Source organism: Exiguobacterium sp. N5, from assembly GCF_025842465.1.
In the GTDB taxonomy this organism is placed as follows: Bacteria; Bacillota; Bacilli; order Exiguobacteriales; family Exiguobacteriaceae; genus Exiguobacterium; species Exiguobacterium profundum.
The window spans coordinates 78,199-91,318 of record NZ_JAPAEP010000004.1 but is presented as its reverse complement, the minus strand read 5'-3'; the positions used below and the strand labels follow the sequence as shown (position 1 = coordinate 91,318).

The 13,120-nt window shown below is 44.1% G+C and carries 13 protein-coding genes; 9 read left to right on the top strand and 4 right to left on the bottom strand.

Features of this window, described 5'->3' with window-relative positions; translation table 11 throughout:
* Positions 1–33: 33 nt before the first annotated feature.
* Complete coding sequence (locus OKS35_RS14060; protein WP_214784950.1) at positions 34–1,269, bottom strand: MDR family MFS transporter; 1,236 nt, start codon at positions 1,267–1,269, stop codon at positions 34–36.
* 100 nt (positions 1,270–1,369) lie between these two features.
* On the opposite strand from OKS35_RS14060, the gene OKS35_RS14055 reads away from it, so the two are divergent.
* Together OKS35_RS14055 and OKS35_RS14050 are read left to right on the top strand one after the other, a co-directional pair.
* The gene (locus OKS35_RS14055; protein ID WP_264093302.1) at positions 1,370–2,995 is read left to right on the top strand and encodes an ABC transporter substrate-binding protein; all 1,626 of its coding nucleotides are present in this window, start codon (positions 1,370–1,372) and stop codon (positions 2,993–2,995) included.
* Between the two features lie 11 nt (positions 2,996–3,006).
* The gene (locus OKS35_RS14050; protein ID WP_264093301.1) at positions 3,007–3,408 is read left to right on the top strand and encodes a hypothetical protein; all 402 of its coding nucleotides are present in this window, start codon (positions 3,007–3,009) and stop codon (positions 3,406–3,408) included.
* A gap of 14 nt (positions 3,409–3,422) precedes the next feature.
* Here the strand turns inward: OKS35_RS14050 and OKS35_RS14045 are convergent, their stop codons facing one another.
* Both OKS35_RS14045 and OKS35_RS14040 read right to left on the bottom strand, forming a co-directional pair.
* The gene (locus tag OKS35_RS14045) at positions 3,423–3,632 is read right to left on the bottom strand and encodes a YdiK family protein (RefSeq protein WP_015880600.1); all 210 of its coding nucleotides are present in this window, start codon (positions 3,630–3,632) and stop codon (positions 3,423–3,425) included.
* 16 nt (positions 3,633–3,648) lie between these two features.
* Positions 3,649–4,344 (bottom strand): CPBP family intramembrane glutamic endopeptidase, encoded by a 696-nt coding sequence (locus OKS35_RS14040; protein ID WP_264093300.1) that lies wholly within the window; start codon positions 4,342–4,344, stop codon positions 3,649–3,651.
* A gap of 213 nt (positions 4,345–4,557) precedes the next feature.
* Here OKS35_RS14040 and groES point away from each other — a divergent pair, with 213 nt between their 5' ends.
* The 5 genes from groES (at position 4,558) to OKS35_RS14015 (ending at position 9,424) form a co-directional block, all read left to right on the top strand.
* Positions 4,558–4,842, top strand: a complete 285-nt coding sequence (gene groES / locus OKS35_RS14035) for a co-chaperone GroES (protein ID WP_015880602.1) — start codon at positions 4,558–4,560, stop codon at positions 4,840–4,842.
* Between the two features lie 40 nt (positions 4,843–4,882).
* A complete protein-coding gene (gene groL / locus OKS35_RS14030; RefSeq protein WP_074034799.1) occupies positions 4,883–6,517 on the top strand; it encodes a chaperonin GroEL in 1,635 nt (544 codons plus the stop codon).
* A 214-nt stretch (positions 6,518–6,731) separates the two neighbouring features.
* Positions 6,732–7,385, top strand: coding sequence for a hypothetical protein (locus OKS35_RS14025; protein WP_264093299.1), 654 nt, complete (start codon positions 6,732–6,734; stop codon positions 7,383–7,385).
* The gene (locus OKS35_RS14020; protein ID WP_264093298.1) at positions 7,382–8,203 is read left to right on the top strand and encodes a serine/threonine-protein kinase; all 822 of its coding nucleotides are present in this window, start codon (positions 7,382–7,384) and stop codon (positions 8,201–8,203) included. The genes OKS35_RS14025 and OKS35_RS14020 overlap by 4 nt, the downstream gene beginning before the upstream one ends.
* A 51-nt stretch (positions 8,204–8,254) precedes the next feature.
* Positions 8,255–9,424 carry a hypothetical protein gene (locus OKS35_RS14015; RefSeq protein ID WP_264093297.1) on the top strand — a complete coding sequence of 390 codons (1,170 nt, stop codon included), beginning with the start codon at positions 8,255–8,257 and terminating at the stop codon, positions 9,422–9,424.
* A gap of 69 nt (positions 9,425–9,493) precedes the next feature.
* Here OKS35_RS14015 and OKS35_RS14010 read toward each other — a convergent pair whose 3' ends face one another.
* On the bottom strand, positions 9,494–10,222 hold the full coding sequence (locus OKS35_RS14010) for an ABC transporter permease (protein WP_264093296.1): 729 nt from the start codon (positions 10,220–10,222) through the stop codon (positions 9,494–9,496).
* A gap of 243 nt (positions 10,223–10,465) precedes the next feature.
* On the opposite strand from OKS35_RS14010, the gene OKS35_RS14005 reads away from it, so the two are divergent.
* Together OKS35_RS14005 and OKS35_RS14000 are read left to right on the top strand one after the other, a co-directional pair.
* A complete protein-coding gene (locus OKS35_RS14005; RefSeq protein WP_264093295.1) occupies positions 10,466–12,574 on the top strand; it encodes a Piwi domain-containing protein in 2,109 nt (702 codons plus the stop codon).
* A 102-nt stretch (positions 12,575–12,676) separates the two neighbouring features.
* A complete protein-coding gene (locus OKS35_RS14000) occupies positions 12,677–13,099 on the top strand; it encodes a hypothetical protein (RefSeq protein WP_214742982.1) in 423 nt (140 codons plus the stop codon).
* Positions 13,100–13,120 lie beyond the last annotated feature (21 nt).

Here is a 13,120-nt window from a genome sequence, read left to right as displayed (position 1 = left end):
CCCATCCTTCCACTGAGAAAGGATGGGTTTGATTTAGGACGCGGCTCGTCGCAGGACGAGCTTTTCTTTTACATAGATGCCGCTATAGACGAGGAAACAGCCGAAGCTGACCAACAGTCCGATGTAGACGCTCATCATGAACGGGGTGAGAAGCGACCCAATCAAAATCGTCGAACGTGATAAGAAGTCGGCACCGGCGAACGAGGTCCCGGCAAACGCAGAGTACGCACCACGGCGGTCTTCTGGCATCATGTTCGCCTTCTCCGTGTTCAATACCGGTGAGTACAACAATTCGCCGAATGTTGCGATGAGCATGAAACCGAGAAGGAGCATCATCGAATTCGCACTCGTGATGACGGCGTACCCGATCGTGTATAGCACGAGCCCACCGAGAAGTGTGTGCTTGTTTGAGAAACGTGAGGCGAGACGTTGGATGAAGAACGTCAACGCGACGACGATGAGCGTGTTCTCGATTTGAATGAGACTCATCATCCGCACCCCGTTGATTGTCCATGATTCAATCGAGAGCGGTTCGAATGAATCGGCGAGCCGGACCGCGACATAACTACCCATTGAGAACTCAGCAGCGAGGATACACATCGAGCCGAAGACGACTTTGACGAACGGGCGGTCACGCCAGGCGATTTGATAACTTTGGAACACGTCGACGAAGACGAGGCGAAGCTTTTGAGAGGTCCACGTCCGTTTCGTGTCCTCGAGGAAGATTGCGTACGCGATCGGCAACATGCTCGACGTGAACGTCAAAATCCAAAATAGTAACAATTGATTGCTGACATAGAGCCAGCCCCCGAGTGCCGTCCCAATCGTAATGGATAAGTTGATCAACCAGTAATCGAGCGCGTACACGGCTTTTCGGTTCTCAGGCGTTGTCGCATCGATGATGATGGCGCTCATCGCAGGCCGCCCGAGGTTGTTCGTGACCGTGAAAATCGTATAGGCGATCATGAAAATGATCATCTGGTCGAACTGAAGACTGAGCGTCATGACGAGAAACATCGAAGCGGTGAGACTTGCCGTCAACACGAGAAGTCGCTTCCGTGAGAATTTATCAGCAAGGTATCCCCCGATTAACCCGATCGCGTATCCGAGACAGACGAGCGAGATTAAGAAGACGCCCGCGATCCATTCATTGAACGCTTTGACAAAGAGAAGTGCCATGAACGGCATGATGGCGAATGAGACCGAACGGTTGAAAAATGATGTCACGAGTCGAACTTTTATTGGTTTAGGTATATCTTTCCATTTCATCTTGTCACCTTCCATTCTGTACCTGTATGATAAACAAGACAACGGATTTGAAAAATGGACGACATGGAGAAATGATGTCCACTTTTAAGGGGGATGTGACGTGGATGCGTATTTATTTCGATTGTGGAAAGAGTGTCGGGACGGAGCGTACACGATTTCCGATATGGCGGAAGCCATTCATTTAAGCCCGAAACAGACGAAGCGTCATTTGGCACGGTGGCAAGAAGAAGGGTGGCTCACGTATACGAGCGGACGCGGACGGGGGAATTTGACGCGTCTCGAATGGTTGCGTCACGTCGAGCGTGATTTAGCTAAACAGTTGCTCGAACGCATGGAGAAAGAGTCAGTCGAGGCAGTGACGAATCAACTGGAGTGGGACTGGTCGCCTGCGCAGGCAGGTCGGTTCATGCGCCAGCTCGAGAAGAAGTTCGGTTACGTCCAGACGTCGAGCGATGCGCTCATCATCCCGCGCCGTCGCCACTTTTTGACGACACATCCGCTCGAGGCGGCTGACATCCACAGTGCCCACCTCGTCCAGAACGTCTTCAATCGTCTGTTCATGATTGACGCGTCTGGTGAGGTCACAGGGGAGCTTGCGCATCACTATGAATGGCAGGGGAATACGCTCGTATTGTTTCTTCGGAAAGGGGTCCGATTCCATGACGGGTCGCTCATGACGAGTAAAGATGTGACGAAAAGTTTACGCACACTCGTTCAGTCGGATGCGTATCGGTATATGTATCGGCACGTCCGGCATATCGCATCGAACGGCACGTATCGCGTCGACGTCACGCTCGACCGGCGTCGGAATTCGTACATCCCGAAACTGTCGATGATTCATACGAGTATCGCTAAAGGAAGTGTCGGGACGGGGCCGTTTCAATTGGATCGCCATGACAAGGAGAAGACGGTTCTTCTCGCCTTCGAGAATTATTTTGGGGTGCGGGCGCTCCTGGACCGGGTCGAGTTCATTAAAGTGCCGGACGGATACGATCCGACGTATCGCATCTCATCAAGAGATTCCAAAGAAACCGGACACATCTCGACACCGTCCGGGTTCGGGCTTGTCATCTTGAACAGTCATCCGAATAGTGTGTTCGCGAATGAAGAGGCGCGGCATTATATGCATCGCTTGATTGCGGAGATTCGACCGGAGATTGGGACGTTGAATGAGCGAAGAACACCGAACGACCGAGGGTTTCTCGGTTCGATGAGCGAGACGTATCGCATTCCAAAAGGAACACCTGTCCCGTTCGACCGACCGATTCGCATCAAACAGACGGACTTCACGAACGATACGACCGACTGGATTGCCGAGATGTTGACACGTCATGGGATTGCCTATGAGTTCGTGCCCATCAGCTTCAAAGATTCGATTCATGACAAGACGTATTATGAATACGTCGATTTGGTCGTTCACGGGGAAGTGTTCGAGCGGAACATCACGCTCGGGTTTGAACAGTTCATGACGAATGAGTACTCGCCCCCACATAAAGTATTCCCTTATATAGAAGGGATGGCGGAGCGGGTCGGGCAATATGATGACCTGCCGTTTGAGGACTGGTTGCCGCTGCACCGAGAGATCGAGCGCGAGTTAAAAGAGAAGTCGTACTTTATCCCGCTCTATAACGAGGAGCGAACGATTCCGTTCCCGGTCGAGCTGAAGGACGTCTGTGTCGACTTGTTCGGTTATTTTGATTTTGCGAAACTATGGATTCCATCATAAGGAGGGATATTGTGCGTAAAAAATTGCTGATCGGATTTATGGTCTTTTTTGTAGGACTATTTTTGTTTGCGCTATGGGATGGTGTGTTTCTTAGCATGACAATTGTGGGTCTAGGATTCACCATCTATGGTTATCGACACGAAGAGATTGAGAAGCTTGAGGAAAAGGTGAGCAAAAGAATCATGAGACAAGTCGATGCGACACTCATGAACATCACGATTTACGGTTTGCTGGTCATTGGCGTGGTCATCAATTTCTTCTTGGATGAACCACAGATTCTACTGATTGATGCCATTTATGTATTATTAGGTGTGGTGTTCGGTTTGCGTGGACTGCTCATTCGGAGTGTCTATCAAGAAGAAATACAGGATCGATCGAAAGTTACAGCCATAAGAAAAACCCCGAGCTCGTAAGGCTCGGGGTTTCGTTATGCGGATTTGTCCGTGCCTTCTTTTTTGACTTTTCGGGCGAGTGCCAAGATTTGATACACTTTGAAAAAGTCGTAAGCGGCGACGGCGATGATAAAGTACGTCCAGAAGCTGAAGCCGTACTCTTGTACCGAGAAGTACGCGAGGACGGTGAACAACACACCGAACGATAGACTGAAGAGCATCATCACTTTTAATTGTCGCGGCATAACTGCCACCTCATTTCTACATTAAAAATAGTACGAGCATCACGAGCGCGTTGTTAAACGCGTGGATGGCGATCGGAACGATCAATCGTCTTGTCTTCGCATACGCGTAAGAGAACGCGAAACTCATCGCGATATACACGAGGAATCGATTATCTTGGTGGATGAGTGCGAATAAAATCGAACTGACACCAAAGGCAATCCAGAAACCGAAGCGCGCGTTCAAGTTCCCGAACAAAATATGACGGAAAAGAATCTCTTCGATGATTGGTCCAAGCAAGACGACCGGCAAAATCATAAGTGGAATGACTTCCACCATCTCGGCAATATTTTGTGTGTTCATCGACTCGACAAGGTCGCCAGTAATGGCCGTCTCAATCAAGTTCGCCACGATGACGAGCCCGTATTGCATCAAAATTCCGAGCCCGATCCATTTGACCGTGTCGTTCAAGTTCGACTGGATGCCTTGGGCTTTGTATTGTTTCAAGTCTGGCCAGATGAGCAAAATCGACAGAACAATCGTCACACCGAATCCGATGGCGAGCCAGAGCCCGACGAACGTTTCCGTCAACCATTCCGGTCGTACTTCCCTAATGACGAGCGGGAACAGTTGGACGAACGCATATAGTAAAATCGGGGTGAGGTGCCGGAGGCGAATGTTAGGCGCCATCGAAAAACGGGTATTTATCGATTGGTTTGAGTTTAGTGTAGCCAATTCAACACGTCCTTAATCATAAGAGTGAACCTACCTTTTTCTCATTGTAACAAATAAGTTCTCTTGACCGCGAGTAAGAGCATTTTTTAATGTATCCCACTTGATTTTTTTATCGACACATACTACACTAATCAGTGTTAGCACTCCTTTTAACTGAGTGCTAAAACCTTACGATACACATTACATCATTCATATTCGGAGGAGGGTTTTTCCATGTTAAAACCACTAGGCGATCGTGTCATCATCGAAGTCGTGGAGAAAGAAGAAAAGACGATCGGGGGCATCGTGCTTCCTGATACGGCGAAAGAAAAGCCGCAACAAGGGAAAGTCGTCGCAGTCGGTACAGGCCGCGTGACGGACGAAGGCAAGCGCATCGATCTCGACGTGAAAGAAAATGATTTGGTCATCTACTCGAAGTATGCAGGTACCGAAGTGAAGCATGATGGAAAAGAATACTTAATCGTTCGCGAGAGCGATATTCTCGCAATCGTAGGCTAAGCACCATTATTCAAAAACTTTTTTTAGGGGGAAATGAACGATGGCAAAAGATATTAAATTCTCAGAAGATGCACGTCATGCGATGCTTCGCGGCGTCGACGCACTCGCTGACGCAGTCAAAGTAACGATTGGACCAAAAGGACGCAACGTTGTCCTCGAGAAGAAATTCGGTTCACCACTCATCACAAACGATGGCGTGACAATCGCGAAAGAAATCGAACTCGAAGACCGCTTCGAAAACATGGGCGCGAAACTTGTTGCGGAAGTCGCGTCGAAGACGAACGAAGTCGCAGGGGACGGTACGACAACAGCGACAGTCCTCGCACAAGCGATGATTCGTGAAGGGCTCAAGAACGTCACAGCGGGCGCGAACCCGATGATTCTTCGTAAAGGAATCGACAAAGCGGTCACACGCGCACTTGAAGAGTTGAAAGCCATCTCGAAACCAATCGAGTCAAAAGAAGCGATCGCACAAGTCGCGGCCATCTCGGCAGCAGACGAAGAAGTCGGCGAATTGATCGCAGAAGCGATGGAGCGCGTCGGGAACGACGGTGTCATCACAATCGAAGAATCACGCGGCTTCACGACTGAACTCGACGTCGTTGAAGGAATGCAGTTCGACCGTGGATACTTGTCACCATACATGATCTCAGACTCTGACAAGATGGAAGCGTCACTCGACAACCCGTACATCTTGATCACAGACAAGAAGATCTCGAACATTCAAGAAATCATCCCAGTACTCGAGCAAGTCGTGCAACAAGGGAAGCCGATCTTGATCGTCGCAGAAGATATCGAAGGCGATGCCCTCGCGACACTCGTCTTGAACAAACTTCGTGGTACGTTCAACGCGGTAGCCGTCAAAGCACCAGGATTCGGTGACCGTCGTAAAGCGATGCTTGAAGACCTCGCGACACTCACAGGTGGTCAAGTCATCACAGAAGACCTCGGTCTCGATCTCAAATCAGCATCACTCGACATGCTCGGTCGTGCATCGAAAGTCGTCGTCACAAAAGACACAACGACTGTCGTCGAAGGTGCAGGGAACGAAGACGCGATTAAAGCCCGCGTTCAAACGATCCGTAACCAAATCGAAGAGACAACGTCTGACTTCGACCGTGAAAAACTCCAAGAGCGTCTCGCGAAACTCGCAGGTGGCGTAGCCGTTGTTAAAGTCGGTGCAGCTACGGAGACAGAGCTCAAAGAGCGTAAACTCCGCATCGAAGACGCACTCAACGCGACACGTGCAGCAGTTGAAGAAGGAATCGTTGCGGGTGGTGGTACATCACTCATCAATGTCATCCCAGCCGTTCGTGCGTTGCTTGCAGAAGTGACAGCGGATGAAGCGACTGGTGTGAAACTCGTCCTTCGTGCACTCGAAGCACCGGTCCGTCAAATCGCGGAAAACGCGGGTGAAGAAGGTTCGGTCATCGTCGAGAAGCTCAAGAACGAGTCAGTCGGTGTCGGCTACAACGCGGCAACTGGCGAATATGTCGACATGATCGCACACGGGATCGTCGACCCAGCGAAAGTGACGCGTTCAGCACTCCAAAACGCAGCATCTGTCTCAGCGATGTTCCTCACAACGGAGGCCGTCATTGCAGACAAGCCAGAAAAAGACGGCCCTGCAATGCCTGACATGGGCGGCATGGGTGGAATGGGCGGCATGATGTAAGTTTATAATTGACGTTGAACCTGTGAAAATGGGTTCAGCGTTTTTTTTGGAGCAAATTAACTATAGATGGAGGAATATCAGAAATGCCTTTATCAAAAATATGGTAAAATTTCTGATAAAGGCATTTCTAGTTATCAGTATTTCAATTAAGTAAAATTAATAGAACAAATTTTTTAATACATTTATTTTTTTGAAATTCAAAGGGAGTAAGCACATGTTTAATACTGAGAAAGAATTAGTAGATAGTTTTGTATTGCATGAAAGTAAAAAGAAGAATACTAAGATTTTTGTAGAATTAGAAACAAATTATGGACGTCCAGATATTGTAGTAGTTAAATATCATCCACATATAATAGAAAAGCGAATCGAAAAAAAATATGATAGTCCATTTTCAAGAATTCATAGTTACGCTTTAACTTTTTTGTATAATAAGAGATGGATACGAACGGAAAAACTTAGAGATTTTTTGAATGTTAGTGATAATCAAATATCTAAAATTGTAATTAATTTAGAAAGTAGAGGGTTAATTGAAAAAAGAAGTCATTTAATTAAGATAAAAAAGAATGAGGATATTTTAGCTGTAAAGAGTATTAAGTGTGTCGAAGCAAAGTTAACGAACTGGAAGTATGTTATTGAACAAGCGGAAAGACATCTATGGTTTACCAATGAATCATTAGTATTACTTCCTACATTATCTGAAGATATTTTGTTTAAATGCGAAGAGTTATGTAAAAAAACGGGGGTAAATTTGATTGTTTCTGGTAACAAGGAAGTAACTACAAAAGTATACACTAATAACAAAAAACTAATTAATACCCCTCTGCTATGGGAAATTAACGAACGACTTATAAAGGAGTTAGAAAAATGAATGAGGCGATATTGCGACAGAAAATCTTATCTGAGTTTGAAGGAATAAATCTTTTGGAAAAAATAGGAGAAGGGGGTCAAAAAATAGTTTTTAAATTTGAAAATGGAAATTCTTTTCATGTTATGAAGTTAATAAAAATTAATGAAGCTAATTCCTTACTTCGAGCCAATAGAGAGTTAGATATAGCAGAGACTCTAAAATCTTCTTACTTTCCTGAAGTATATGATCATGGTGAAATTGAGATTGGGGCAGATAGTTACTTGTATGTAATTGAAGAGTTTGTTGAAGGAGAAAGCTTAAGAAATTACATATTAAAACAGGATTATGAGTTTAAAGATGTTTTAAATATAGGCATCAATCTATTGAACGCACTTGAATTAGTTCATTCTAAAAAATTGGTTCATCGTGATATTAAGCCTGAGAATATAATTATACATAATAATAAAATTACTTTACTAGATTTTGGTATTGCTAGGGATTTAACTAAAGAGTCTCTCACCGCAGACGTTGCTTTTTGGGGGCCAATGACAATAGGATATGCTGCGCCAGAACAAATATTGAATCAAAAAAAAATAATTTGTGATAGAACTGATGTTTTTTCATGGGGAGTGTTAATGTGGGAGTTAAGTACAGGTACTCATCCGTTTCGAAAAGATGGTATGTCCAATATGGAAGTCATTGAAAATACTTTGAAATTGAAAGTTCCTAAATTAGAAACTCCAAATGAGGCATTTAATAATTTAGTTTTTAGAAGCATGAATAAAGAATTACATCGTAGACCAATAAGCGTCACCAAAATAATTGAAAAACTGAATTGAATAGAGAGGATGAGTGAAATGACGTTTTATCTACAACAAGGATATGGGATGATGAAATTAAATGAAGAATTTGCAGACAAGTCCGATGATATAGCTTTTATTTTGTCTCCGAGGTCACTTCAAAGACAGTCATCGATAGTTAAGATTGCACAACATGGTTCTAAATTACAGCGAAAAGATAAAAAAATATTATTTGATCCACAATTTTATGAACCAAAAACTAATATGGATAAAATCTTAAAGTTTCCCTATTTTGATGGCCTAAATTACTCTACTCTTGAATTTGATAAACAAACAGCTCAGATTTTTGGTGAGAATGTTATTAAATATCAACATGAACATCTTAGTGTAGATGAATATATTATTCCTGGGATGTATACAAATAGTATTACTGAAGAGTGGTTTGATGCTCATGAAAATATGATGAAGGGTGGTATGGCATACCCTGAAGAAAAAGTTACATATCAAACCTTAGCAATAGGTCCCGATGTAGTAAAAAATGAAAAACAATTCAGTGAATTAATTAATAGATGTGTACAATATCCAGTTGATGGTTATTATATAGTTTTAAAAAGTCCTGATAGCTATTTGATAAAAAACGAAAGTTATTTATACAGTCTCCTCGACGCTTTGATAAGCTTAAATATCGCAGGAAAAAAAGTTATTATGGGATATTCCAATCAACAAAGTTTAATTTTTGGTGGAGTTGGAGTATCGGGCATTGCAACGGGGAATTATAGAAATGTTAGATCTTTTGATCCTAGTATTTTCTTTGAAAGCGATGAAGATGAATTTAAAAGAAAGGGAACATGGTATTTTGATGGAAATACTTTAGGAGAATACAATCAACAACAATTAAGCTTGGCATTTAAAAGAAATTTAAAAGACTTTTTCGGTCCTGTTACTGAATATAGTCGTTCTTTACTTGAAAGTCCTGATCCAGCCAATATACCATGGACGGAAAAATTAGCTTTTAATCATTATTTACATGTGATGAATGAGAAATGGAAGATACTTAAAAGCTCACACCCGAGTCAAAGAATAGACTCTGTAATTTCTATGTTAGAGAGTTCAAAATCTATTAATGAAGAACTGGTAGAAAAACGATTCAGATTAGGTAATAAAGGTTTTGATATAGAGATTTTTGAGTCAACTATTAGTGCGTTAGATGCGATAAAGCATGATCGTCAAGATGATATAGAAGATCTTAAAGACTTATAAAATTTATCAAGTGGTGTCGCTTTTCAAGTCGGAGCGACACCATTTTTCTATTAATCTGTCTGTTTCCGGTTATACATCACAATACTTCCGACGAACATAACGAGCGCCCAAGCAGACAGAATCACAAGTTCCACCCATGCAGACGAACATAACGAGCGCCCAAGCAGACAGAATCACAAGTTCCACCCATGCAGAGCCGAGTCCAGCGCTCGCTTCGATTTGATGCGCGAGGTCGATCAAGACGATGTTCGGTAAGTAATCGAGCAGACCGATGATGGAGAATCGATCCTCGTACACCAACAACATCGGTGAGAACGAAAAGAAGAAAAACGCCGGTATGACGATGAGCGAGGCTTCCATGACCGTCTTCGTCATCAATCTGAGAATTGTCCCAATCTCGATATAAAAGAACGTCGAGACGATCAATGCGAGTAAGATGACGAGCAGTTTCGCCGGGTTGTATCCCATGATGAAGGCGCAAGCTGCAATCAAAACGAGTGTCGTTACGAACGTGAGTGCACTCTTCCCGAGCAAGATGTCGAGCGTGCTCGCCGGCGACAACATCAACCCGCGGAGCGTGTTCTTTTCTTTCCCTTCGGCGATCAAGGCACACTGGACGAACGTCGCGACGAGATTGAACGTGATGTTGATGACGAAGTACGTCACGTCGATACTTTCTCCGCCAATCTGTGAATAGAAGACGGCGAATAACAGTAGCATAATTAACGTCAAGGAGACGAATACGTTATGCGACAAATCTTCATAGTCTTCCTGTGAAATGACGAATGCCCGTTTCATTGAAAATATTATGATATTTTTCTCCATGTCACTTCAAAAAAGATATTTTAAAGTGTTGGTCACATCTTTTCTTCGTTTTAATTCAACCGCCCCCTATAACACTCCACATAAATCTACCTTTAAAATCTCTATCTCAGAAGTAAACTTCTCATTTGAACCCTATCCGTTATTTTATCTACCTATTATTAGGAAATCCGTTATAGTGGATGCAATGATTGAACAACGGGGAAGGATGAGACAAAGATGAACCAGTACTATTTAACAGAATGGCGAGCGTTAACGAAAGCAACGGACGTGACACTCCATCTATATACCGTACCGCTCAAAGATCCATCATCACGAAATACGCAGGGTGGGAAGTTGATTTTTCACTTGAATAAATTGAACAATTTTCAACCGATGGTGTTTTTCGATCAGTACATTGCTTCATTTGAGGAAATCAAACACTGGGGAGACGAGACGTTTCTTCAATATGAGGCGCGTCCGATCAGTCCATCACGGAATGTCGAGCGAACATTACTTGAACGTCTGTTGAAAAAACAGTTAGAGCGATTGGCTCATCCAAATTACATGATGAACCGTGGAAAGTTCCGCTCGAAACAGGCGCATCCAAAGTCTACAAGTGGGCTGCTCATTTATCCGGCATTAGATCTCAATGTGAATGTATCTGAGACGGCTGAAATTGTATTCGGATTCGATTTGACTCATCAATTTGAATACCGTGAAAACTTATTGCAGCAGATTAAGCGTGATCCGAAATCCGTATCTGCAGGGATGCGCGTCATCGATTCGACTCACCCGAAATCGTATGAGTACGAATTTGTAGAGGTCGCACCATACCGAGCGAATGAAGTGAGCCCGATTATGAAATGTTCGATCATTGATTATTTCGCAAAGAAAGACCCGAAACGAGTCATCGCACCCGACGCGCTCGTTGTACACGTAAAAGATCGAAACAATCACATTCTTCCATACTTACCTGAACAGCTTAAACAGAGTTGTTCATTTGAAACGATTCCAGCTAGACATCTCGGTGCAATCAGTCGCATCATCAAATTGTCGCCTGACGCGCGCATGTCGAAACTGATGCCGGAAGCACTCGATTTGATTGGTCGACTGCCTATGCTTCAGTTTGAACGACAAGATGTACGGCCGGCTCGTCTCGGCTACTCGATTCAAACGTTACCTTCGCCACGACTTCGATTTGGAAAGGGGAAAACCACCAGTTATGCAAAGACCGGTCTAAATCAAGGCGGTGTATTTGAAACGGGAGAGGCGACCGTCAGTTTCTTTGTCGACCCGAAACTGCGAGACAATCACAAGCGGCAACAAGTGCTCGAATTTATCAAAAAACTTCAGACCACCTCTGAACGCTTCGGCGTGACACTCAACGTCTCGAACAAACCTAGAGGACTGAGCCAAAAGCTCTCTATCGATTTGTTGCAGGCAGAGGATGTTTCGTACCAATTGAACGATGTCCCGCAACACTTTGAAGGTGTCGTCATCGTTATCGCCGAAGAAGTATCACTCCAGCATTCGTATCAAGCGATCAAACGACAATTCGGTGGGAAACACGATGTCGTGACGCAATGTGTCGAGTTGCATGACCGCGTGTTAAGTTCCGAGGATACACTATACAACATCCTACTCGGTATTTACGTGAAGGCAGGTCTCCAGCCTTGGATTCTTGGTGAACCGCTCCACTCGGATTGTTTTGTCGGGTTAGACGTAAGCCATGAGAATGGTAAACACGCAGCAGGCATCATTCAAATCATTGGGAAAGACGGGGCAATGATTAAGCAGAAATCGCTTTCGACAAGTGAAGCAGGGGAAAAAATCAGTGGTGAGACGATGCGGGAAATCGTCTATGACACACTTCATGCGTTTGAAAAACAATACGGTCATGCACCGAAGCATATCACGTTCCACCGGGATGGATTCGGTCGTGAAGATTTGGCGCTCATCGATTCGCTTCTTTCTCCGCGCGGAATTCAATTCGATTACGTAGAGATTTTAAAAAACGTCAATCGACGGATGGCGATTTACGAGAAAGAATGGAAGACCTCACAGGGGCTCAGCTATACAAAAGGACGTATGGGTTATCTACTTTCGACCAACCCTCACGTGCGTGTCGGGATGGCGAAACCACTCAAAGTCGTCCAACAGACAACGACCTTGCCGTTTGAAGCCGTTTTGACGGATGTCTATCGCTTATCGTTCATGCACGTCCACTCGCTATTGAAAACAAGACTGCCAATCACGACGCATTATGCAGATTTAAGTTCGACGTTCCATAACCGTGGCTTGCTCAATGCGAATACAGAACATGAAGAGGCATTGCCGTTTGTATAACATGTAAAGTTGAAAGTTGTCATATTGTTATTATCAGTATTTCTGTTTGTCGAATATTGGGTATCATATCATTGAACTGAGATTACACTAGGAGGTAGAGTGATGAGTGAAAAAGGAGAAATTGTTCAATCTGCAAAACAGCTTATGGGAGATGAACATGAGATGAATGACATCCCTTTTCAACAATACGAAATGATATTGAAGCATACTCCAGACGTCATAAATGCCGTTAGCAACATGGGAGGAGTTGGCTCAAAATCGCAAGATAAAGTGTACGGTACAATTGATAAAGCGATTGAGGTCTTTGCTGAGCAACTTAAAGAAGACAACCTATCGGATGAAAATAGAGACAAACTCAATGATCGTATTGAACGCATGGTAGATAAGTCATTTCAAAAAGATTCGGAGTTCAAGAAATGGATGGGAGCATCGATTGTAGCAGGAGTCAGTGGTGCCGCATTAGCATTAGCAAAAAATCCAGAAGTGAGAAAAACACTTACTAATTTGCTGACGAAAAAAGACTGAGCGTCTTAAGTCTGATTGGTG